Below are 21,326 nucleotides of genomic sequence, written 5' to 3' on the forward strand. Positions count from 1 at the left end.
CGGTAACCTCGGGACAACCTCGGCGGCGTGGCCGACTGGACATCGCCGCTGCCGCAAACCGGAAGGGACGGCCGATGCGCATCGGGATGCCGCTGAACTACAGCGGAGGCTTCAAGGAAACCGTCGACGACCTGGCCACCTACGAGAAGGCCGGGCTGGACATCGTCTACGTCCCGGAGGCCTACTCGTACGACGCGGTCAGCCAGATGGGCTTCATCGCCGCTCGCACCGAACGCCTGGAGATCGCCTCCGGCATCCTCCAGATCTACACCCGCACGCCCAGCCTGACCGCGATGACCGCGGCGGGCATGGACTTCGTCTCCGACGGCCGCTTCACGCTGGGCATCGGCGCGTCCGGGCCGCAGGTCATCGAGGGCTTCCACGGCGTGCCGTACCACGCTCCGCTGGGCCGGACCCGCGAGATCGTGGAGATCTGCCGCCAGGTGTGGCGCCGGGAGAAGGTGGAGCACAGCGGCAAGCACTACAACATCCCCTTGCCCGCCGAGCAGGGCACCGGGCTGGGCAAGCCGCTGAAGCTGATCAACCACCCGGTGCGCGAGCGGATCCCGATCATGATCGCCGCGATCGGGCCGAAGAACGTCGAGCTGGTCGCCGAGATCGCCGAGGGCTGGGAACCGATCTTCTACCTGCCGGAGAAGGCGGGCGAGGTCTGGGGCGAGCCGCTGGCCGCGGGCAAGGCCAAGCGCGACGCATCGCTGCCGCCGCTCGACGTGGTCGCCCAGGCCCCGCTGGCCATCGGCGAGGACGTGGCGGACCTGCTGGAATTCGTCCGACCGGTCCTCGCGCTCTACATCGGCGGCATGGGCGCGAAGGGCAAGAACTTCTACAACAACCTCGCCCGCCGCTACGGCTACGAGGCCGAGGCGGAGCTGATCCAGGACCTCTACCTCAGCGGGCGCAAGGAGGAGGCGGCCGCGGCGGTGCCGCAGGACCTCCTGGAGAAGACCGCCCTGGTCGGCCCGGAGAGCCACGTCAAGGAACGCCTGGCGGCCCTGAAGGAGTCCGGCGTGACCACCCTCAACGTCACGCCCCTCGCCGGCGACGGCCCGGAGAAGGCCAAGCTCATCGAGCGGGTCAAGCAGCTCGCCACCGACATCTGATCACCAGGTTCGGCGTGGGTGCGCAGCAGTGCTCCAGCACCGCTGCGCACCCGCGGCGGGGTCCTTCGTCAGGACTCCGTGACGGCACGTCGAGGTTGAGGCGCCGGGGCCGACTTCGGGCGGGTTTCGCGGAGCAGGAGGGTCGAGGCGAGGGTGCACAGGCCCATCAGGAGCAGGTAGGCCGAGACCGAGGACGAGGTGCCCGTCGCCGCCAGCAGGGCCGTCATGATGAACGGGGTTCCACCGCTGACCAGGATCGCCGCCAGCTGGTAGGCCAGGGACGCTCCGGAGTAGCGCACCCGCGGTTCGAACAGCTCGCTGAGGTAGGCCGCCAGCGGACCGTAGGTCAGGCTCGAGCCGACGCTGCCCACCGAGGCCGCGATCGCCACGCCGAGCACGGTGGCGGTGTCGACCAGCCAGAAGAACGGGAACGCCCACAGCACCAGCAGTCCGGCACCGGCGAGGATCAGCGGGCGGCGACCCCAGCGGTCCGACAGCGCGCCGCTGAGGAAGATCACGAACACGCCGACCAGCGAGGACACCAGCGAGATCGTCAGCAGCGTCTGGCGCGGCATGCCGAGCTCGCGGGTGCCGTAGTCCAGCAGTCCCGAGATGCTGATGTAGAAGATCGAGTTGGTGGCGAACAGCAGTCCGGCGCCGAGCAGCACCGTGCGCTTGCGGGTGCGCAGCACCTCCATCAGCGGCGCCCGCACGACCTGCTCGTCCCGCTTCTCCTTGCGCTCCTGCAGTTCCCGGAACACCGGGGTGTCCTCGATCCTGAGCTGGATGAACAGCACCACCGGCGCCAGCGCGGCGCTGGCCAGGAACGGGATCCGCCAGCCCCAGGACAGGAACATCTCCTGGCTCATCGCGGCACCGACCGCGAGGAACACGACGTTGCCCATGATCACGCCCAGCGGGACGCCCATCTGGCCGAAGGTGCCCGCCATGCCCCGGCGTCGGCCCTCGGAGTTCTCGGTCAGCAGCAGCACGATCCCGCCCCACTGCCCGCCGACCGCGATGCCCTGCAGGAACCGCAGCGTCACCAGCAGGATCGGGGCGGCCACGCCGATGCTCGACGCGCCGGGCAGCAGGCCGATCAGGAAGGTCGCCGCGCCCATCATGACCAGGCAGGTCACCACTGCGGGCTTGCGGCCGATCTTGTCGCCGAGGTGGCCGAAGATCAGCCCGCCGATCGGCCGGGCGATGAACCCGGCCCAGAAGGTGGCGAAGGACAGCAGCACGCCGATCAGCGGGCTGGCGCCGGGGAAGAACAAGTGGCCGAAGACCAGTGCTGCGGCGGTGGCGTAGATGAAGAAGTCGTACCACTCGATGGAACTGGCGATCAGGGCTGCGAACAGCAGTTTCTTGGGTGTTCCTTGGGCTTTCTCAGCTGGTGCACCGGCAGTCATCGGCGGGCTCCCTGGGCTGGACTACTGAGGACGAAGATCACGATCAGACCGACTGGTTGGTATGACTGTGATGTGCGTCTCCCCAGCCGTCAAGACCGATTTCGCATCGAGACGGAAGCCGTATCAGTGCCCGATTCGCACCACCGGCTCAGCCGGCGTTGAGCACCCGGACCGGTTCCCCCTGCATGTAGGCGGCGATGCATTCGACGGTGTCGGCGTAGAAGGCCCGGTAGGTGTTCTCGGTGACGTACCCCAGGTGCGGGGTGAGCACCGTCCGCGGCGTGCTGCGCCACGGGTCGTCCGCCGGCAGCGGCTCCTGGGCGAACACGTCGATGCCCGCCCCGGCCAACCGGCCCTCGCGCAGCGCGGCCTGGAGCGCCGCTTCGTCGACGATCGGCCCGCGCGAGGTGTTGATCAGGTACGCGGTCGGCCGCATCAGGGCCAGCTCGGCGGCACCGACCAGTCCCCGGGTCCGCTTGCTGAGCACGGTGTGGATGGTCAGCACGTCGGACGCGGCGAACAGCTCGTCCTTGTCCACCCGCCGCGCACCGGCCGCCGCCGCTGCTTCGTCGGTGAGGTTCTGGCTCCAGGCGATCACGTCCATGCCGAACGCCCGGCCGACGGTGGCGACCTGCGAGCCCAGCCGCCCCAGCCCGAGCACGCCCAGCGTCCGGCCGTCGACCTCGACGCCGACGCCGCCCTGCCAGCCGCCTTCCCGGATCAGCCGGTCCTCCTCGGGGATCTTGCGCAGCAGCGCGAAGATCAGGCCCCAGGTCAGCTCGGCGGTCGGCGCCCACGCGCGGTCCGATTCACCGCTGCCGGTGCCGGAGACGACGATGCCCAGCTCGCTCGCGGCCCGCATGTCGATCGCGGCGTTGCGCATGCCGGTGGTCACCAGCAGCTTCAGGTTCGGCAGCGCAGCGAGCACTTCGCGCGGGAACCGGGTGCGCTCGCGCATCGCGGCGACCACCTCGAAGGGCGCCAGCCTGCGCACCAGCTCGTCCGGGTCCTCGACGTGCTCGTGGAAGAACTCGACCTGAGCGGACAGCGAATCCCACTCCGCGTAGTCGCGAGCAACACCCTGGTAGTCGTCCAAAACCGCAACCCGAACCATGCCGCCGATCCTAATGATGTTCTCCGGGCCCGGTCTGCGCGGCGGCGCCGGTCGTTCTTCGCGACCACCGGGGATTAAGGGATCGATTCCTGATCGCGCCGGGCCCTGATTTCACGAGAGACTGTCGGCGTGACTTCGACGCTGCTGCACCTGCTGCCGCTGAGCACCTTCCACGCCGACCGCAGCTCGCCGATCCGTGCCGCCAGCCTCCACACCGAAGGTTTCGTGCACTGCTCGCCGGACTCCCGCACCGCGCTCGCCGTCGCCAACACCTTGTTCCGGCCGGCGACCGAACCGATGATCGCGCTCGAACTCGACCCGACGAAGCTCTCCGCGCCCGTGCGCTGGGAAGCCGCCAACCCCTCCCCGCCCGACGGCGTCCCCGCCGACCAGCTGTTCCCGCACGTCTACGGTCCGCTGGAGCGGGGTGCGGTGATCGGGGTCCGCTACGCGCGGCGCGACGTCGCGGGCGACTTCGTGTCCCTGGAGACGCGCAGCCGCACCGCCGAGGAGTTCGACCTGCTGCCGCACCCGTCGGGCGGCTGGTTCCGGCGCACCTGGACCAGCCCGAACGGCGATGCCCAGCCGGCGGCGTCGGCGAGCTACTTCCTGCTGCCGCCCGCGCAGCAATCGGCTTGGCGCGCGGTGGATTCCGACGTGGTCTGGCTGTGGCACCGGGGCGGACCGCTGACGCTGCTGCTGGGCGGCGACGGGCCGGAGGCCTCGGCCGACATCGAGCGGATCGTGCTGGGCGCGGGCGCCGGGCAGTCGCCGCAGCTGGTCGTCCCGGCCGGGACCTGGTTCCGGGCGCGGGCCGCCGCAACGGTCGAAACGCTGGTCAGCTGCGTTGCTTCACCCGGCTTCGAACCGCTGTAGGCCGGTCGAAGCCGCCCCGCTGGCCGGGCTTGCGCATGGCTCCCGGACCGCCCACCGACGCCCGGCGCGGGGCCGGGATGACGTCGCGCCACCGGAAGGCGGGCAGGTGGGGTCTGGTGGCCGGGCGGCGGTGCCGACCTCGGGCGGGCGTGCGCGGGCCGAGCATCCGGTGCTCGACCCAGGACATCACGATCGGCGAGGCGAGGAGCGCGCCGATTCCGATCGACGCGGCCAACGCGAATCCAGCCAGCGAGTTGATCACCGGCACCCACCCCCCGTTTGTGTTGCACCGGGCCACCTCGTGCTCGGCGGCGGATGCGACCGCGCCGACCGGCACCGCACCGTTGCGGGTGACGGGGGCCCTTTCGATTCACGGTAGGTCCGGCTGGTCGGAGCCGCTGGGCACGCACCGCCCGGGTCGCCCGAACAGGTGAGATCGGATTCGGGTCCCTTGATCGGGCGGAATGCGCGTTTCCGGCGCTACCATCGGTTGTCGAGGAGTCCGCCCGCCACCAGCGGTGTGACCTGGCCCGCGACCGGGCAACCGAGCGGCAGCGGGGTGCGTGTTCGGCACCAGCCGCCTGATTTCCGACGAGCGCAGTTCGCATCGGGACGGACCGCGAGCACGGGGAGGTATTCGGGTCGTGAGGGGTTACGCCGTCCACCTGCTGTTCCACCTGCTGGCCATGGCGGCCGGCGCCGGTTGCGGCGCGGCGGTCGCGCTCTGGTGGTACGGCGGCGAACCGACCGGCCTGTGGCTGGCGCTCGGCGCGCTGATGATCGGGATCATCGTGCTGGTGCTGGAATGGCTCTACATCAGCGCGAACCAGCCGGAACCGCCCGCACCGCCGCAGCAGACCTACCCGCCGCGGACGTACCCGCCGCAGTCCCGCCCGCGGATGCAGGCACCGCAGCGACCGCGCACCCGGCCCGATCTCGAACCCGTCGCAGCACCGTCGGAGACCCTGCTCCAACCCGCGCCCGAAAGCACCTCGGTGGACCAGGAGACCAAGACCTCGGCCACCGACGCCCTCAGGTCGCTGGGCACCGCGGACCGGTCGACCCACCAGAGCTGAAAGCCGTTCTTTCATAACGCGGAATTCACACGCAACCGAACGGCATCCCGGCACGTCCTACGGTCAAGATCAACGACCAGGAGTGCCACACGATGCCTACGCAGGACCAAGCCGTCCTCGCCAGGGACGTGCGACGCCGGTTCGGCGCGGTGGAAGCCGTGCGCGGGATCGACCTCGACGTTCCGCACGGCGAGGTCACCGCCCTAGTCGGACCGAACGGCGCGGGCAAGACCACGTTGCTGCTGATGCTGGCGACGCTGCTCGCTCCGGACTCCGGGGAGCTGCGGGTGGCCGGTCACGACCCGGTGGCCGAGCCGCTGGCGGTGCGCCGCAAGCTCGGCTGGATGCCCGACGCGTTCGGCGTGTACGACCAGCTGACCACCCGCGAGTACCTGGCCTTCTTCGCCAACGCCTACCGGATCCCCGCCGCCGGGGCGAAGGCCCGGGTCGCCGAGCTGCTCGACGTGGTGCACCTCGCGGAGTTCGCCGATCAGCCGGTGCACGTGCTGTCACGAGGCCAGAAGCAGCGCCTCGCGCTGGCTCGCGCGCTGGTGCACCGGCCGTCGGTGCTGCTGCTCGACGAACCCGCCTCCGGGCTCGACCCGCGTTCCCGCGTGGAGCTGCGCGACCTGCTGCGGGCGCAGGCGCAGGAAGGCACCGCGGTCCTGGTGTCCAGCCACATCCTGAGCGAGCTGGGCGAGATCGCCGACCGCGTCGTGTTCGTCAGCGGCGGGCAGACCGCCGGGCAGCACCGGATGGACGAGCTCGACCACCGCTCGGCGTGGCGGGTGCGGGCCGTCTCGGGTGATCTGCCCGCGGCGTTGGCGCAGCGCGGGATCGCCCACGCCGCGCACTCCGCCGGGATCGACGTGCAGGTCGACTCCGAGCAGGCCGCGGCGGACCTGCTCGCCCAGCTGATCGCCGACGGCGTGCAGGTGTCCAGCTTCGCCCCGGTCGGCAACCACCTGGAGTCCGCCTACCTGGCCTACACCGAGGAGCGCCGATGACCCTCAGCGGTATCAAGATCGTGGCCGAGCAGGAGTTCCGGGTCCGGTTGCGCACCGGCCGCTGGCGCTGGCTGCTGGTCGCGTGGGTCGTCGTCATCGCGGCGTTCACCTCGCTGCTGCGCTACGCCCTGGGGCTCGCGCGCTCGGCGTCCGAGGTCGGCATGAACAACATCGGCCTGCCGATGTTCGGCGCCCTGATGCTCTTCGTGCTCGGGCTCGCGCTGCTGGTGGCCCCGGCGCTGGCGGCGCAGTCGATCAACGGCGACCGCGAGCGCGGCACCCTCGCCACGGTGCAGGTGACGCCGCTGTCGGCGTGGGAGATCACGCTCGGCAAGTTCGCGGCGGCGTGGACCACCGGTCTGGTCTTCCTCGGGTTGACCCTGCCGTTCGCGGTGTGGGCGGTGCTGGAGGGCGGGGTCGGCCCGCTGCGCGCGCTGGCGGTGGTCGCGGTCGTCGCGCTGCTGATCGGCGTGATCTGCGCGATGGCGCAGGGCCTGTCGGCGCTGTTCGCCCGCGGGATCACCTCGACGCTGATGTCCTACCTGCTGGTGTTCGCCCTGACCGTCGGCACGGTGATCGCCTTCGCCCTGGTGCTCCCGCTGACCTTGAAGGAGCACGAGTACACCATCGCGAACGACCTGGGCGAGTCCACGACCCGCACCGAGGAGGTGCCGCAGCCCCAGTACGTGTGGTGGCTGCTGGCGCCGAACCCGTTCGTCATCCTCGGCGACGCCGCGCCGGCCCCGCCGATGCAGTTCAACCCCGACACCGGCCGGGAAGAGCCGGTGATCAGCATGGATCCGCTGAGCACCATCGGCCTGGGCGCGCGCAGCATGCGCATGGACATGACCGACTACGACCGGTTCCAGCTGTACTCGAGCCCGGCCGTGTGGCCGTACGGGCTCGGCTTCAACGTCCTGGTCGGCGCCGGTGCCCTGTGGCTGAGCGCTCGACGGCTCCGCACACCCGCGCGCACCCTGGCGAGCGGCGTGCGAATCGCTTGAGCTCCGGTGCGTGCGGTATCGCCCGGATACCGCACGCACCGCTCAGCGTCCCGTCCACTTCGGACTCCGCTTCTCGGCGAAGGCCCGGGGACCCTCCTGCGCGTCTTCGGAGCGGAGCATCGCCTGGTAGTTCGGCAGGTCCCCGCTGCGCATCAGGCGGTAGCCGGACTCGACGTCCAGGGCGGCGGTGCGGCGCACGATCTCCTTCACCGCGGCGATCGCCAAGGGCGCCGAGCCGCAGATCCGGTGAGCCAGTTCCATCGCAGCACCGAGCAGGTCGCCAGCTGGGACCACGCGGTTCACCAGTCCCCACCGCTCCGCTTCCGCGGCGGTCATGCGGCGGCCGGTGAGCAGCAGCTCCGCCGCCACCGCCTGCGGCAGGCGCTCGGGCAGCCGGAGCACACCTCCGGAATCGGCGACCATGCCCAGGGTCACCTCGGTGAGCGCGAACGCCGCGTGCTCGGCGGCGATGATCAGGTCCGCGGCCAGCGCGAGCTCGAAGCCGCCGCCCAGGGCCAGCCCGTTGACCGCGGCGATCACCGGCTTGTCCAGGTCGAAGAACTCGGTGAGACCGGCGAAGCCGCCCGGCCCGTGGTCGGCGTCGATGGCCTCGCCCTCCGCCGCGGCCTTCAGGTCCCAGCCCGCCGAGAAGAACCGCTCGCCCGCGCCGGTCAGCACCGCGACGCGCAGCGAATCGTCCCGCTGGAGGCGGTCGAAAGCCTCGTGGAGCGCCTGGCTGGTGGCGACGTCGATGGCGTTGGCCTTCGGCCGGTCCAGGGTCACCGTGAGCACCCCGCCGTCGACGTCCGTCCGCACCTGATCGGTCATCCGTCCTCCTTCGCGCGGCGGATCAGCACGTCCACCGCCACCGCTCCCCGCGGCGTCGCCAGCAGGGGGTTCACGTCCAGTTCCAGCAGCGCGTCGTCGCCGCGCGCGTGCTCGGCGATCGCGGTGATCGCGTCCACCACCGCGGGCACGTCGGCGGCCGGTCCGCGAAAGCCCGCCAGCAGCGGCCAGATCCGCAGGTCGCGCAGGGCGTCGGCGATCTGCTCGCGGGTCGCCGGGAGCAGCAGCGTGACCGAATCGCGCACGAGCTCGACGAGCACGCCGCCCGCGCCGATCGTGAGCGACAGGCCGAACTGCGGATCGCGGCGCACGCCGACGATCAGCTCGGCGACCGCGCCCTCGACCATGCGCTCGACCAGGAACGCATCGGTCAGCCCGGCCATGTCGGCCACCGCGTCGCGCACCTGCTCCCCGCTGGTCAGCCCGACCCGCACGCCACCGGCTTCGGTCTTGTGCGCCAGATCGGCCGACACCGCCTTGACCACCACCGGGAAGCCGATCCGGGCGGCGACCTCCGGCGCGCCATCCGCGCTGGTCAGAGCACCTTCCGGGATCGCGACTCCGGATGCGGACAGCGCCCGCTTGCCCGCCCGCTCGTCGAGCTGGTGCGGCTCGCCGACGACTTCGACCGGGATCTCCAGCGGAGCCGTCGCGTCCGATCTCCGTTGTGCAGCACCGATTTCGGCCGCTGCGGAGATGGCCGCGAGGCAGTCCGCCACGCCCTGCATCGGGGCCACTCCCTCCGCCAGCAGCCGCTCCCCGACGTGTTCCGGGAGCCCTTCCGGCAGGGAACTCACCACGCACGCAGGCGAACCCACCTGCCGGTGCGCGTCGAGGAAAGCGTCCACTGTGGTCACCCAAGGGCCGTCGGCGCAGCGGTCCTCGCGGGGGAAGTCGACCAGCAGCAGGTGGGCGTCGAACCCGGCGCCGAGGAGTTCCGCGAAGCAGGCCGTTTGCGCTGGTAGATCACCCCAGATGTAGGTGTGGTAGTCCAGCGGGTTGGCCACCGCGACCCGGTCGCCGAGCAGCCGCTGCAGCTGCCGCCCGGTGCCGTCCGGGAACGGCGGGAGGTCCAGCCCGCGCCGCTCGGCGAGGTCGGCGACCAGGGCCGCCTCGCCGCCGGAACAGCTGGCCGAGGCGATCCGGGTACCGGCCAGCGGGCCGTGCACGTGCAGGAACTTCAGCGCCTCCACGAAGGTCTCCACGCGACGCACCCTGGCCATGCCGAGCCGCCGGAACAGTGCGTCGCAGAGCACGTCCGAACCCGCCAGGGAGCTGGTGTGGCTGAGGTTGGCCTGCGCGCCGAGCTCGGAGCTGCCGGACTTCAGCACCACGACCGGGATCCCCGCGCGCAGCGCCCGCAGGCCCACCCGGGACAGGGCTGCGACGTCGTCCACGCCTTCGAGGTGCAGGCCGATCGCGGTGATGCGGGGATCCTCGAGCAGCGCGTCGACCAGCTCAGCGGCACCTGTCACAGCGCCGTTCCCGAGGGTGATCAGCTGGGCCAGCGGCAGCGAACGGCGCTGCATGGTGAGGTTCTGGCCGATGTTGCCGCTCTGCGTGAGCACCGCGACGCCGCGCTCCACCCGGCGGCCGCCGTGCTGGTCCGGCCACAGCGCGGCGCCGTCGAGGTAGTTGAGCAGGCCGATGCAGTTCGGCCCGATCAGCGGCATCCCGGCTGCGGCGTCCACTAAGGACTCTTGCAGCGCAGAGCCGTCCGGGCCGTGCTCGGCGAAGCCGGAGGCGTGGCACACCACTCCCCCGGTACCGCGCGCGGCAAGGTCGGCTACCACGCCGATCGTCGCTTCCTTCGGCACGGCGACGAAAGCCGCGTCGGGCGCCTCGGGGAGTTCAGCGGCACTGCGGTAGCAGCGCAGGCCCTCGATCTCGGTGCGGTGCGGGTGGACCGGCCAGACCTGGCCGGCGAAGCCGATGCGGCGGCACTGCCGGATCGCCTCGGCGGCGGCGTCCCCGCCGAAGACGGCGACGTGCTCGGGCGCCAGCAGTCGGCGCAGGTTCCGCTGGCGGGCAGGGGAAACAGACGTGGATTCGACGCTCACGACGCACCCGCCGGGGTCAGGCGCCGAGCGGGCGCAGCAGGGAACGGGAGATGATGTGCCGCTGGATCTCGCTGGTGCCGTCCCAGATCCGCTCGACCCGGGCGTCCCGCCAGAACCGCTCGATCGGCAGCTCGGCCATCAGCCCCATGCCGCCGAAGATCTGCAGCGCGCGGTCGGTGATCCGGCCCAGCGCCTCGGAGGCGAACAGCTTGGCCATCGCCGCTTCCTGGTCGGACATGCCGCCGGCGTCCAGCTTCGCCGCCGCCCGCAGGGTGAGCAGCTCGGCCGCGTCGAGCTCGGTGGCCATGTCCGCGAGCGGGAACCCGATGCCCTGGAACTTGCCGATCGGCTGGCCGAACTGCTGCCGCTCCGCGGCCCACCGGGTGGCCATCTCCAGCACCCGCCGACCGCGGCCGACGCTGGTCGCCGCGACGCTGAGCCGGCTCGCGCCCAGCCACTCGCCCATCAGCTCGAAGCCCGCGCCCTCCTCGCCGAGCCGCTGCGCGGCGGGGATCCGGCAGTCGGTGAAGACCAGTTCGCACTGGTGGTAGCCGCGGTGCGACACGCACGCCGAGCCGCGCCGGACCTCCAGCCCGGGGGCGTCGAGGTCCACCAGGAACGCGGTGATCAGGTTCTTCGGACCGCGCGGGGTCTCCTCGACGCCGGTGGCGGCGAACAGCACGACGAAGTCGGAGGTGTCGGCGTGGCTGATGAAGTGCTTGGTCCCGTTGAGCACGTAATCACCGCCGTCCCGCACCGCGCGAGTCGTCATGGACCGCACGTCCGAGCCCGCGCCGGGTTCGGTCATGGCCAGGCAGTCGTGGCGCTCGCCGCGGATGGCGGGCAGCAGGTAGCGCTCGCGCTGCTCGCCCTCGCACGCCTGCAGGATGTTGCTCGGCCGGGCGACGAGCATCTGCAGCGCGTAGCCGGTGCGGCCGAGTTCGCGCTCGACCAGCGTGACACCGGTGGCGTCCAGGCCGCCGCCGCCGAGTTCGGCGGGCATGTTCGCGGCGTACAGACCGGCCTCCAACGCCCTGGCCCGGATCCGCTCGGCGAGCTCGGCCGGTACCTCGTCGAGGCGCTCGACCTCGTCCTCGTGCGGCTCCAGTTCGGCGGCGACGAACTTGCGCACGGTGTCGACGATCATCTGCTGTTCGGCGGTCAGCTCGAAGTCCACGTCTGCTCCTCAGCGTCGGATGCCCATGGGGCGGCCTACTGTTCGGGGAATCGGTAGGGCCGCGTGCGCCTGGTGGATCGCGGTCAGGCGGTGCTGGATCTCGTCCGGCATTTCGCTGGACCGGCCGAGGTTCGTGTCCACGTGGACCAGCAACTGCTCGGCCGTGGCCAGCAGCGCGCCGGTTTCGCCGTGGTGCATCTCGTGGAACACGTGCACCCGCTTGGCGTCGTGGTCGAGCACGCGCAGGCTCAGCTCCAGCGGTTCGCCTTCGGCGGCCTCGCGCCGGTTGTGGATGTGGGTCTCCACTGTGTACAGAGAACGGCCGCTTTCCCGGTACTGCTCGTCGATTCCGAGGTAGCGGAAGAACGCGTCCGAGCTGTCGCCGAACACGAGCAAGTAGCAGGACTCGCTCATGTGGCCGTTGTAATCGACCCAGCTCGGGCTGACCGGCGTCCGGTGCAGCCGCAGCGGCGCCGGGATCTCCGCGGCGTCGTCCCAGGGCCGGTGCCCGCTGCCTTCGTAGGGGGTGACCACTCGCTCCATGTCGTCTCACAATGTGCGTTGGCTGTTCGTGATGTGCGACGCTAGGAGTCGATGGCGACCGCGTCAAGGCCGCCCACCCGACCGGCCGATCGCCGCGGCCGGGCGGACTAGGGTGGGGTCATGAGTGTCGAAACGGCCCGCAACCAGGACGAACCCCGTTCTTCGACCGGGCGCGTGCAGTCCCTGGACCGCGCCGTCGCGCTGCTCAACGCGGTCTCGTCGAGCGCCCCGGAGGGACGACCGGCGGCCGAACTCGCCGCCGAGTGCGACCTCAACCGGGCCACCGCGTGGCGACTGCTGGCCACCATGGAGCACCACGGGCTGGTCGAGCGGAACCCGCTGACCAACCGCTACTCGATCGGCTTCGCGATCAGCCGGATGGCCGCCACCGCGGGCGTCGACGGACTGGTGCGCCGCGCGCACGACGTCCTGGAGCGGCTCAGCCGAGAGACCGGCGAAACCGCCAATCTCGCCGTGGTGCAACACCTCGGCCTGACCTACGTGGACGAAGTGGCGCCGCCGGTGGTGCTCAGCGCCCGCTGGCTCGGCAGGCAGGTGCCGATCCACGCGACCTCGGCGGGCAAGGCGTTCCTGGCCTGGCTCCCGGACGACGAGGTCGAGTCGATGCTCGCCGGCCCGCTCGCGGAGTACACCTCCACCACCCGGACCGACCGCACCGCGCTGCGCGCCGAGCTCGCCGAGATCCGCGAGCTGGGCTACAGCGTCGGCATCGGCGAGCTGGAACCCCAGGTCCACGGGATCTCGGCGGCGGCGCTGGACGCGCGCGACCACCCGTTCGCCATCGTCAGCATCTGGGGTCCGCGCGACCGCGTCCCGGAGTCGCGCTTCCCCGAGCTGGGCGCCCTGGCCCGCGAGGCCGCCACCGACATCGCGGCCATGATGCCCTGATATCCGCCGCGCAAGGCCGTACCGTGCGGGAATGGTGGAACTCCGGGCCGCGCTGATCGACATCGACGGCGTGCTGACCGTCTCCTGGCGACCGCTGCCGTGCACCGCCGATGCGCTCAGGGAATTGAGGGCTGACGGGATCGACGTCCTGCTGGTCACCAACACCACCAGCCGCACCAGGTCATCGATCGCGGAAGCCCTGGTCGAGGCCGGGTTCGACGTCGGCCCCGACGAGATCCTCACCGCACCGGCGGCCGCCGCCGAACACCTCGCGCGGCACCACCCCGGCGCTCGGTGCCTGCTGGTGAACAGCGGGGACATCGGCGACGACCTGGGTGATGTGGAACTGGTCGACGACGACGCGGACGTGGTCCTCCTCGGCGGCGCCGGACCGGAGTTCGACTACCGGACGCTCAACCTCGCCTTCGCCCACCTGCAGCGCGGCGCACCGCTGGTGGCCATGCACCGCAGCCTCTACTGGCGCACCGACCAGGGCCTGCAGCTGGACTCGGGCGCATTCCTGCTCGGCCTGGAAAGGGCCGCGAACCGAACGGCGACGGTGGTCGGCAAGCCGTCTGCCGAGTTCTTCGCCGCCGCGCTGGGCAAGCTCGGCGCTGAACCCGCGAACTCGCTGATGATCGGCGACGACGTCGAGTCCGACGTGCTCGGCGCGCAACAGCACGGCATCACCGGAATCCTGGTGCGCACCGGCAAGTTCAGCCCGGAGGCCCTCTCGGCCGCGTCCGGCGAACCCGACCACGTGCTGGATTCCTTCGCCGATCTGCCCGGCTTCCTCCGCCGGTGAACCGGCGAACGGACCAGGCTACCTGCAACGACTGCGAAGTGAGCCTTTTTCATCCTCGCCGCCATGATGCCGTGATGCCCGCTGGTCAGCGGATCGGCAGCAGCTGACCGCGTTCGGCGTCCGGGCGGGAGCCGAAGATGCGGCGTTCGGCGGCGGTGATCGGCACGTCGTCGATGCTGGCTTCGCGGCGGCTCATCAGGCCGTCGGCGGTGAACTCCCACAGCTCGTTGCCGTAGCTGCGCCACCACTGCCCCGACTCGTCGTGGCATTCGTACTGGAAGCGCACCGCGATGCGGTTCTCGCGGAAGGCCCAGAGCTCCTTGCGCAGCGCGTAGTCCAGCTCGCGCGCCCACTTCTGCCGCAGGAACCCCACGATCTCAGCACGCCCGGTGATGAACCGATCGCGGTTGCGCCACACCGAATCCGCTGTGTAGGCCGCTGCGACGCGCTCGGGGTCGCGGGTGTTCCAGGCGTCCTCAGCGGCCTGGACCTTCTGGGCGGCGGTGCGCTCGTCGACCGGCGGGAAGGGCGGGCGGGACATGGCGGAGCCTCCTCGTGGAGAACGGGCGTTCTCCACGTAGGCTAGAGAACGGCCGTTCTCCCAACAACCCCGGAAGATCACCGCATGGACCGCCACCAGGCCGCGGACGCGCTGCTGGACACCGCCGAAGCCCTGTTCTACGAACGCGGCATCCAAGCCGTGGGCATGGCCGAGCTGCGCACCACGTCCGGAGTCTCGCTCAAGCGCCTCTACCAGTGCTTCGCCTCGAAGGACGAGTTGGTCGAGGCCTACCTGCGACGCCGCGACGCGCGCTGGCGGGCGTCGCTGGCCGCGCACGTCGAGCGCAGCGGCGAGGGAGTGCTCGCGGTCTTCGACTGGCTGCACGAGTGGTTCGGCGAGCCCGGCTTCCGCGGCTGCGCGTTCCTCAACTCGTTCGGCGAGCTCGGCGGCGTGTCCCCGGCAGTGGCCGAAGCCGCCCAGGACCACAAGCGGGAACTGCACGCCTACCTGCGCGACCTGGTCGACCAGCTCGACGTGGCCGAGCCCGGCGAACTCGCCGAGCAGCTGCTCATCCTGGTCGACGGCGCGATCGCCACCGCCGCCGTGAGCGGGCGAGCCGACGCGGCCCGCACCGCGCGCTCCGCTGCGGCGGCGTTGATCGCAGCTGCATCGTTATGAGCGAAGTCGACCGAATCCCATGATCTGGGCCACAATCCTTGGTTGAGGCGCGAGCGGGCCAACCCGACCCGCCGGGACAAGGGTGAGGAGGCCACCCATGTCAATCATGCGTGTCAAGTCGGTCGAGCAGTCCATCCGAGATGCGGAAGCACCCGAGTTCAGGCTGCGACGGGTGTTGCGGGCCGTGGACCTGCTGGGCATCGGCATCGGCGCGATCATCGGAACCGGCATCTTCGTGCTCACCGGCGTGGCTGCGGCCACCGACGCCGGGCCGGGCATCTCCATCTCGTTCATCATCTCCGGCATCGCCTGCGGACTCGCCGCGCTGTGCTACGCCGAGTTCGCCTCGGTGGTGCCGGTCGCGGGTTCCGCCTACACGTTCTCCTACGCCTCGCTGGGCGAGTTCTTCGCCTGGATCATCGGCTGGGACCTGATGCTGGAGTTCATCATCGGGGCCGCCACCGTGTCGGTGGGCTGGTCCCAGTACTTCGCGCACGCGCTCGATGCGATGGGCCTGCACCTGCCCGACGCGCTGACCTCGGCGCCCGGCGCCGGCGGCGTCGTGGACCTGCCGGCGGCGATCATCGCGCTGATCCTCACCGTCGTGCTGGTGGTCGGCATCCGGCTCAGCGCCGCGGTCACCAACGTGATCGTGGGGATCAAGCTGCTCGTGGTGCTGTTCTTCATCATCTTCGGCGCGTTCTTCATCAAGGCCGCCAACTGGTCCCCGTTCATCCCGCCGCACCAGCCCCCGGCCCCCGGAGCCGTCAGCGCCCCGCTGGAGGAGCCGCTGATCAGCGCGATCTTCGGGCAGACCGGCTCGTTCGGGCTCAGCGGACTGGTGGCCGGTGCCGCGCTGGTGTTCTTCGCCTACATCGGCTTCGACATCGTCGCCAGCGGCGCGGAGGAGACCCGGCGCCCGCAGCGCGACATGCCGATCGGCATCCTCGGTTCGCTGGCCATCTGCTCGATCCTGTACGTGCTGGTGTCGCTGGTGATGACCGGCATCGTCAAGTACGACCAGCTGGACACCGCGGCCCCGATGGCCACCGCGTTCCAGGCGATCGGCGCCCCGTGGGCCGTCGGGCTGGTGTCGCTGGGCGCCATCGCCGGGCTGACCACGGTGATCCTCATCCTGATGCTGGGCCAGGCGCGGGTCGGGTTCGCGATGAGCCGCGACGGGCTGCTGCCGGTGTGGTTCGCCAAGGTGCACCGCAAGTACCGCACGCCGTACCGGATCACCGTGATCACCGGCATCGTGGTGGCGGTCATCGCCTCGCTGACCCCGATCAACGTGCTCGCCGAGATGACCAACATCGGCACCCTGGCCGCGTTCGCGCTGGTCTCGGTCGGCGTGCTGGTGCTGCGCCGGACCCGCCCGGACCTGCCGCGCGCGTTCCGCGTCCCGTGGGTGCCGGTGATCCCGGTCCTGGCCGCGATCGCCTGCATCTACCTGATGCTGAACCTGGAGGGCTGGACCTGGATCCGCTTCGGCATCTGGATGGTCCTCGGCCTGGCCCTGTACTTCGTCTACAGCAAGCGCAACAGCCGCCTCGGCAAAGGCGAAACCATCGAACAAGCAGCCGAAGACCTCTGAGAGGTTCTTCCATCCTCGTCCTGCGTGGCGGTGCGGGTAGCGGAACCTCAGCGACCGCCTGGACTCCGGGTGCCCGACTTGATGTATGCCAATACACGGCAGTCGGGCCGTCCTCGCCAGGCGAACGCTGAGAACCCGCGGCGGTGCAAGCGCCGGGGGTGGGTTATGCGCCTGCGGCGCATGCGACCCTCACCGCGCGGCGCCGGTCGTGCTTCGCAGTCGCAGACCGGACAGGATGAAAAGGGCCCAACAGAGACTGCACCCTCCAGAGCCCCATAGAACGGACAAATAACTCAAGGTCGACGTGGACCAGTCGGTGCGTCGGTACGTCGTCGTTCGGTTCCGCCTGGGGATCCGCAAATTCAATGGAAATTGGACGTTCGATTTCCATTGAATTTGCGGGAGTTGCCCACGGGTACCGGCGTGTTGGGTGCCGACACGCCGACTGGGGGGGGCGTCAGGGGCGGAGTTGTTCGTCGACGTAGCACCAGGTCCAGGACTCGCCCGGTTCGAAGGAGCGGACCACCGGGTGGGTCGTGCTGCGGAAGTGCGCGGTCGCGTGCTTGCGCGGGCTGGAGTCGCAGCAGCCCACGTGGCCGCACTCGGTGCAGATCCGCAGGTGCGCCCACGCGTGCTCGCCCAAGGCCAGGCAGTCCTCGCAGCCGTCCGCTCGGCTCGGCTCCGGTGCCTGGTCGACCGCATCGCGCAGGTGCGCACAACTGGTGGACATCTCACAACCCTCCATGAGCGCTCGCGCGCAAGAATGTCGTGTCGACCGTAACCGCGCGGTCCAGCATCCCGCAGCAGCACCCGGAGCGATCATGCACGACCTTCCCGAGTTGATGGCCCTGCTAGCCGGGGCATTGGCGGTGACCGCGATCGCTCGCCGCATCGGCCTGTCGGCCCCGCTCGCGCTCGTCGTGGTCGGGCTGGCCGTGTCGTCGATCCCCGGCGTGCCGGACTACGCGATCGATCCGGACGTGGTGCTGCTGCTGATCCTGCCGCCGCTGCTGTACTCGGCGGCGCTGAACAGCTCCACCATCGGCATCCGGGCGAACCTGCGGCCGATCGGGCTGCTGGCGTTCGGGCTGGTCCTGTTCACCACCGCCGTCGCCGGGGTCATCGCGTGGTGGCTGGTGCCGGACCTGCCGCTGAGCGTGGCGCTCGTGCTCGGCGCGGTGCTCGCACCGCCCGACGCCGTTGCGGCCATCTCGATCGGCCGACGGCTCGGGCTGCCGCGCAAGATCATGACGGTGCTCAGCGGCGAGAGCCTGGTCAACGACGCCACCGCGCTGACCGCCTATCGGGTCGCCGTGGCCGCTGCGGTCGGCGTCGGGTCCTCGCTGCTGGCCGGGGTCTGGATGTTCCTGATCGCCGCGGTGGGCGGGGTCGTGATCGGCTACGCCATCGGCTGGGTGGTGCGGCGGATCCGCCGGCTGCTGCGCGACGACCTGCTGGAGAGCGCGGTCGGGCTGATCGTGCCGTTCTTCGCCTACCTGCTCGCCGAGGAGGTGCACGCCTCGGGCGTGCTGGCCGTCGTGGTGGCCGGGCTGTACCTGGGCCACCACGCGACGTCGGGCAGCGCCGCGACCCGGCTGCAGGACCGGGCGGTGTGGAACGCCGCGGACACGCTGCTGGAAGCGGTGGTGTTCGCGCTGATCGGCCTGCAGCTGCGCAGCGTCGCGGAGAGCGTGTCGATCAACCTCGGCCCGCTGTTCGTCGCCGGGCTGGTGCTGACCGCCGGAGTGGTGCTCGCACGGGTGGCGTGGGTGTTCCTGGCGATGTACCTGCCGGAACTGCTGCGCGGCCGCAGACCGAACTGGCGGGACAAGGTCGTCGTGTCGTGGGCGGGCATGCGCGGCGTGGTGTCGCTGGCGGCGGCATCGGCAATCCCGACGACGACGTTGAGCGGCGCGCCGTTCCCCCACCGCGCCGAGGTGCTGTTCCTGACGTTCTTCGTCACGCTGGCGACGCTGCTGCTGCACGGCAGCACGCTCCCCTGGCTCATCAACAAGCTGGGCGTGCGCGGCACGGAGGACTACACCGATGCGCTCGCCGAGGCCGAAGCCCAGCACAACGCCGCACGCGCGGCACGCGATCGGCTGGACGAGCTGGCCGAGGAGACCGGGCCGCCGAGCGACGTCGTGGAGCGGCTGCGGAACTCCGCGCAGCAGCGGAGCAACCAGGCGTGGGAGCGGCTGGGGCGATCCGCCGACGAAGTCGGCGAGAGCCCGACGGCTGCGTACCGGCGGCTGCGCGGGGAGATGCTGGCGGCGGAGCGAGCGGTCTTCGTCCAGTTCCGCGACAACCGCCGCATCGACGACGAAGTCCTCCGCCGCGTGATGCACGAGCTGGACCTGGAAGAGCTCTGGATCTCCCGGGACTGACGCGGTCGTGAGTGCGAAAACCGGCTGCAACCGGCTTTCGCACCCACGACCCCTAGGCCAGAAAACCCAACTGGGACGAGAGCTCCTTGGCCGCTATGCGCATTGCTCCGACGACTTCTCGCATGCGCTTTCGGGAGAAGCGGTAGGACGGGCCCGAGGCGCTCAGCGCCGCGATGACCTCGCCCTCCTGGTTGTAGACGGCCACCGCCGCGGCGTTGAGGCCCAGTTCCAGCTCCTCGTAGCTCGTCGCGTACCCGTCGCGGACGATCAGCTCGAAGTCCTTGCGCAGTTGGCCCGCGCTGGTGACGGTCCGGGTCGTGTAGCGCTCCAAGGGGTGGATCAGCAGGTCGTTCTGGTCCTCGCGCGGCGCGTGCGCCAGCAGCACCTTGCCGCTGGAGGTGGCGTGCAGCGGCGTGCGCTGACCGACCCAGTTGTGCGCGGTGACCGCGGCGGTACCGCGCGCCTGGCTGATGTTGATGGCGACGTCGTGGTCCCGGATCGCGATGTTGACCGTCTCGCCCAGGTCGGCGGCCAGCGACTCGCAGAACGGCCTGCCCAGGCGTGGCAGGTCCATCCGCTCGGTCGCCGCCCCGGCCAACCGCACGATGCCGAAGCCGATGGCGTACTTGCCGCGCTCTCCCAGCTGCTCCACCAGACCGCGCGCTTCCAGCACGCTGACCAGCCGGGAGGCCGTCGACTTGTGCACTCCCAGCTCCCCGGCGATCTCGGTGATGCCGGCTTCTCCGTTGCGCGCCAGCAGTTCCAAGACGGTCACGGCCCGATCGACGGACTGCACCAGAGCGCCAGAACTCCTTCCGCGTGATTCAGCTGCGCTACCCACCGGTCAACCGTATCCGTTCGAGGTGCACATTCCAGAACCATCCGTTGTCCCTCTTGACGTTCTCGCAACCGAAGGGTCAGATTTGTTGCGGATCCCACGTGCTGTTCCTCATTGTGCAACGGAGGTCGGCTTGTTGTCATTCTCCGAGGCCGTCTCGGCCGTGATCGAGACATGAGGGCGGTCGCCGTCGTCGGGTCCTCGGTGGCGGGCTGGCGCGCTGCGCAGGAACTGCGCGAGCAGGGCTTCGACGGGCGGCTGGTGATCATCGGCGCGGAGTCGCACCGGCCCTACGACCGCCCGCCGCTGTCCAAGGAATTCCTGTCCGGCGGGCTGCAACCGGACGAGCTGGCGCTGGGCAGCGATCAGGAGGAGGCCGACCTGGCCGCCGACTGGCGGCTGGGCACCGCGGCGGTCCGGCTGGACACCCGGCGCGGCGCGGTCGTGCTCGCCGACGGCAGCGAGGTCCGCGTGGACGGGGTCGTGCTGGCGACGGGATCGGCGCGGCTGAGCCTGCCCGGCACCGGCGAAGCCCCCGGCAGCCACCGGATGCGCACCATCGACGACGCGCTCGCGCTGCGCGCCGACATCCGCGCGGGCGCGCGCGTGGTCGTGGTCGGCGGTGGGTTGATCGGCACCGAGATCGCCTCCAGCTGCCGGGAACTGGGTGCGCAGGTGACGCTCGTCGACGCGCAGCACCTGCCGCTGGCGCGAACGCTCGGCATCGAACTGGCGCCGCTGTACTTCGCGCAGCACGAGGACCACGGCGTGAAGGTGCGGTGCGGAACGCCCGCGACGCGGGTGCTCGCCGAGGACCGCGTGACCGGCGTCGAACTGGCCGACGGGCGGGTGCTCCCGGCGGACGCGGTCGTCGTCGAGGTCGGGGCGGAGCCGGCGACGCACTGGCTGCGCGGATCCGGCCTGAAGCTCCGCGACGGCGTGGTCACCGACGCCGGCTGCGCCACGGCGTTGCCGAACGTGGTGGCGGTCGGCGACATCGCCCGCTACCAACCGCTGCACCGCTCGCACACGGTCCGCAGCGACCACTGGTCGACGGCGATGAACCAGCCACCGGTAGCGGTCCGGAACCTCCTCGCGGGCCGGACCATCGCCCCCTACACCGGAATCCCGCACTACTGGTCCCGCCAGTACGGCTCGACCCTGCAGTTCGCGGGCTACGCAGGCCCGAAGGACCGGATCACCGTGGTCGACGGATCCCTCGGCTCCCGCCGCTTCGTGGCCACCTACCACCGGGGCGGCCGCCCGGTCGCGGTCCTGGCGATGAACAGCCCGAAGCAGTTCGCCACCCACCGCCGCCGCCTCACCACGGCCCTGGCCGGACCTGCGAAGCAGGAGTGAACGGTCCGTTCGCCT

21 protein-coding genes are annotated in these 21,326 nt (G+C 70.8%); 11 read left to right on the plus strand and 10 right to left on the minus strand.

Annotated features, from left to right (window positions below):
* Positions 1-74 precede the first annotated feature (74 nt).
* Positions 75-1,121 carry an LLM class F420-dependent oxidoreductase gene (locus OU415_RS13065; RefSeq protein WP_270948962.1) on the plus strand — a complete coding sequence of 349 codons (1,047 nt, stop codon included), beginning with the start codon at positions 75-77 and terminating at the stop codon, positions 1,119-1,121.
* A gap of 68 nt (positions 1,122-1,189) precedes the next feature.
* Here OU415_RS13065 and OU415_RS13070 read toward each other — a convergent pair whose 3' ends face one another.
* Positions 1,190-2,533: an MFS transporter gene (locus OU415_RS13070; protein WP_270948963.1), complete on the minus strand. Its 1,344-nt coding sequence runs from the start codon at positions 2,531-2,533 to the stop codon at positions 1,190-1,192.
* A gap of 148 nt (positions 2,534-2,681) precedes the next feature.
* The gene (locus OU415_RS13075) at positions 2,682-3,647 is read right to left on the minus strand and encodes a D-2-hydroxyacid dehydrogenase family protein (RefSeq protein ID WP_270948964.1); all 966 of its coding nucleotides are present in this window, start codon (positions 3,645-3,647) and stop codon (positions 2,682-2,684) included.
* 129 nt (positions 3,648-3,776) lie between these two features.
* Here OU415_RS13075 and OU415_RS13080 point away from each other — a divergent pair, with 129 nt between their 5' ends.
* Positions 3,777-4,523, plus strand: a complete 747-nt coding sequence (locus tag OU415_RS13080) for a cupin domain-containing protein (RefSeq protein WP_270948965.1) — start codon at positions 3,777-3,779, stop codon at positions 4,521-4,523.
* On the opposite strand, the gene OU415_RS13085 is transcribed toward OU415_RS13080, so the two are convergent.
* Complete coding sequence (locus tag OU415_RS13085; RefSeq protein WP_270948966.1) at positions 4,486-4,785, minus strand: hypothetical protein; 300 nt, start codon at positions 4,783-4,785, stop codon at positions 4,486-4,488. The two genes, OU415_RS13080 and OU415_RS13085, sit on opposite strands and share 38 nt — an antisense overlap.
* 382 nt (positions 4,786-5,167) lie before the next feature.
* On the opposite strand from OU415_RS13085, the gene OU415_RS13090 reads away from it, so the two are divergent.
* From OU415_RS13090 to OU415_RS13100, 3 genes are all read left to right on the plus strand, one after another.
* A complete protein-coding gene (locus OU415_RS13090) occupies positions 5,168-5,599 on the plus strand; it encodes a superantigen-like protein SSL4 (protein ID WP_270948967.1) in 432 nt (143 codons plus the stop codon).
* A gap of 92 nt (positions 5,600-5,691) precedes the next feature.
* A complete protein-coding gene (locus OU415_RS13095) occupies positions 5,692-6,606 on the plus strand; it encodes an ABC transporter ATP-binding protein (protein ID WP_270948968.1) in 915 nt (304 codons plus the stop codon).
* On the plus strand, positions 6,603-7,610 hold the full coding sequence (locus OU415_RS13100; RefSeq protein WP_270948969.1) for an ABC transporter permease: 1,008 nt from the start codon (positions 6,603-6,605) through the stop codon (positions 7,608-7,610). The genes OU415_RS13095 and OU415_RS13100 overlap by 4 nt, the downstream gene beginning before the upstream one ends.
* A gap of 42 nt (positions 7,611-7,652) precedes the next feature.
* Here OU415_RS13100 and OU415_RS13105 read toward each other — a convergent pair whose 3' ends face one another.
* From OU415_RS13105 to OU415_RS13120, 4 genes are read right to left on the minus strand one after another with little or no spacing between them, the layout of a single operon-like run.
* Positions 7,653-8,438 carry an enoyl-CoA hydratase-related protein gene (locus OU415_RS13105; protein WP_270948970.1) on the minus strand — a complete coding sequence of 262 codons (786 nt, stop codon included), beginning with the start codon at positions 8,436-8,438 and terminating at the stop codon, positions 7,653-7,655.
* On the minus strand, positions 8,435-10,516 hold the full coding sequence (locus OU415_RS13110) for an acetate--CoA ligase family protein (protein WP_270948971.1): 2,082 nt from the start codon (positions 10,514-10,516) through the stop codon (positions 8,435-8,437). The genes OU415_RS13105 and OU415_RS13110 overlap by 4 nt, the downstream gene beginning before the upstream one ends.
* A 16-nt stretch (positions 10,517-10,532) precedes the next feature.
* On the minus strand, positions 10,533-11,693 hold the full coding sequence (locus tag OU415_RS13115; RefSeq protein WP_270948972.1) for an acyl-CoA dehydrogenase family protein: 1,161 nt from the start codon (positions 11,691-11,693) through the stop codon (positions 10,533-10,535).
* Positions 11,694-11,702: 9 nt separating this feature from the next.
* Positions 11,703-12,236, minus strand: a complete 534-nt coding sequence (locus tag OU415_RS13120) for a thioesterase family protein (protein WP_270948973.1) — start codon at positions 12,234-12,236, stop codon at positions 11,703-11,705.
* A 120-nt stretch (positions 12,237-12,356) separates the two neighbouring features.
* Here OU415_RS13120 and OU415_RS13125 point away from each other — a divergent pair, with 120 nt between their 5' ends.
* Entirely contained in the window at positions 12,357-13,145 is a 789-nt protein-coding gene (locus OU415_RS13125; RefSeq protein WP_270948974.1) for an IclR family transcriptional regulator, read from the plus strand.
* A gap of 31 nt (positions 13,146-13,176) precedes the next feature.
* Positions 13,177-13,950: an HAD-IIA family hydrolase gene (locus OU415_RS13130; RefSeq protein WP_270948975.1), complete on the plus strand. Its 774-nt coding sequence runs from the start codon at positions 13,177-13,179 to the stop codon at positions 13,948-13,950.
* Positions 13,951-14,035: 85 nt separating this feature from the next.
* Here OU415_RS13130 and OU415_RS13135 read toward each other — a convergent pair whose 3' ends face one another.
* The gene (locus OU415_RS13135) at positions 14,036-14,491 is read right to left on the minus strand and encodes a nuclear transport factor 2 family protein (RefSeq protein WP_270948976.1); all 456 of its coding nucleotides are present in this window, start codon (positions 14,489-14,491) and stop codon (positions 14,036-14,038) included.
* 84 nt (positions 14,492-14,575) lie between these two features.
* Here OU415_RS13135 and OU415_RS13140 point away from each other — a divergent pair, with 84 nt between their 5' ends.
* Positions 14,576-15,130 (plus strand): TetR/AcrR family transcriptional regulator, encoded by a 555-nt coding sequence (locus OU415_RS13140; RefSeq protein ID WP_270948977.1) that lies wholly within the window; start codon positions 14,576-14,578, stop codon positions 15,128-15,130.
* Between the two features lie 97 nt (positions 15,131-15,227).
* A complete protein-coding gene (locus OU415_RS13145; RefSeq protein ID WP_270948978.1) occupies positions 15,228-16,727 on the plus strand; it encodes an amino acid permease in 1,500 nt (499 codons plus the stop codon).
* A gap of 457 nt (positions 16,728-17,184) precedes the next feature.
* Here the strand turns inward: OU415_RS13145 and OU415_RS13150 are convergent, their stop codons facing one another.
* Complete coding sequence (locus tag OU415_RS13150; RefSeq protein WP_270948979.1) at positions 17,185-17,457, minus strand: UBP-type zinc finger domain-containing protein; 273 nt, start codon at positions 17,455-17,457, stop codon at positions 17,185-17,187.
* A gap of 91 nt (positions 17,458-17,548) precedes the next feature.
* On the opposite strand from OU415_RS13150, the gene OU415_RS13155 reads away from it, so the two are divergent.
* On the plus strand, positions 17,549-19,114 hold the full coding sequence (locus OU415_RS13155) for a Na+/H+ antiporter (protein WP_270948980.1): 1,566 nt from the start codon (positions 17,549-17,551) through the stop codon (positions 19,112-19,114).
* Between the two features lie 52 nt (positions 19,115-19,166).
* On the opposite strand, the gene OU415_RS13160 is transcribed toward OU415_RS13155, so the two are convergent.
* Positions 19,167-19,910, minus strand: a complete 744-nt coding sequence (locus OU415_RS13160; protein WP_270948981.1) for an IclR family transcriptional regulator — start codon at positions 19,908-19,910, stop codon at positions 19,167-19,169.
* A gap of 216 nt (positions 19,911-20,126) precedes the next feature.
* Between OU415_RS13160 and OU415_RS13165 the strand changes: the two genes are divergently transcribed.
* Positions 20,127-21,311 (plus strand): NAD(P)/FAD-dependent oxidoreductase, encoded by a 1,185-nt coding sequence (locus OU415_RS13165; RefSeq protein WP_270948982.1) that lies wholly within the window; start codon positions 20,127-20,129, stop codon positions 21,309-21,311.
* Positions 21,312-21,326: the final 15 nt, after the last annotated feature.

Origin of the sequence: Saccharopolyspora oryzae, from assembly GCF_027853915.1 — a bacterium.
Taxonomy (GTDB): domain Bacteria; phylum Actinomycetota; class Actinomycetes; order Mycobacteriales; family Pseudonocardiaceae; genus Saccharopolyspora; species Saccharopolyspora oryzae.

Bases quoted from the DNA above. Each gene is read 5' to 3' on its own strand.
- OU415_RS13105 (WP_270948970.1), bottom strand. From the start codon at position 8,438: ATGACCGATCAGGTGCGGACGGACGTCGACGGCGGGGTGCTCACGGTG.
- OU415_RS13100 (WP_270948969.1), top strand. From the start codon at position 6,603: ATGACCCTCAGCGGTATCAAGATCGTGGCCGAGCAGGAGTTCCGGGTC.
- OU415_RS13165 (WP_270948982.1), top strand. From the start codon at position 20,127: ATGAGGGCGGTCGCCGTCGTCGGGTCCTCGGTGGCGGGCTGGCGCGCT.
- OU415_RS13155 (WP_270948980.1), top strand. From the start codon at position 17,549: ATGCACGACCTTCCCGAGTTGATGGCCCTGCTAGCCGGGGCATTGGCG.
- OU415_RS13135 (WP_270948976.1), bottom strand. From the start codon at position 14,491: ATGTCCCGCCCGCCCTTCCCGCCGGTCGACGAGCGCACCGCCGCCCAG.
- OU415_RS13150 (WP_270948979.1), bottom strand. From the start codon at position 17,457: ATGTCCACCAGTTGTGCGCACCTGCGCGATGCGGTCGACCAGGCACCG.
- OU415_RS13125 (WP_270948974.1), top strand. From the start codon at position 12,357: ATGAGTGTCGAAACGGCCCGCAACCAGGACGAACCCCGTTCTTCGACC.
- OU415_RS13070 (WP_270948963.1), bottom strand. From the start codon at position 2,533: ATGACTGCCGGTGCACCAGCTGAGAAAGCCCAAGGAACACCCAAGAAA.
- OU415_RS13130 (WP_270948975.1), top strand. From the start codon at position 13,177: ATGGTGGAACTCCGGGCCGCGCTGATCGACATCGACGGCGTGCTGACC.
- OU415_RS13120 (WP_270948973.1), bottom strand. From the start codon at position 12,236: ATGGAGCGAGTGGTCACCCCCTACGAAGGCAGCGGGCACCGGCCCTGG.
- OU415_RS13095 (WP_270948968.1), top strand. From the start codon at position 5,692: ATGCCTACGCAGGACCAAGCCGTCCTCGCCAGGGACGTGCGACGCCGG.
- OU415_RS13065 (WP_270948962.1), top strand. From the start codon at position 75: ATGCGCATCGGGATGCCGCTGAACTACAGCGGAGGCTTCAAGGAAACC.
- OU415_RS13140 (WP_270948977.1), top strand. From the start codon at position 14,576: ATGGACCGCCACCAGGCCGCGGACGCGCTGCTGGACACCGCCGAAGCC.
- OU415_RS13145 (WP_270948978.1), top strand. From the start codon at position 15,228: ATGTCAATCATGCGTGTCAAGTCGGTCGAGCAGTCCATCCGAGATGCG.
- OU415_RS13075 (WP_270948964.1), bottom strand. From the start codon at position 3,647: ATGGTTCGGGTTGCGGTTTTGGACGACTACCAGGGTGTTGCTCGCGAC.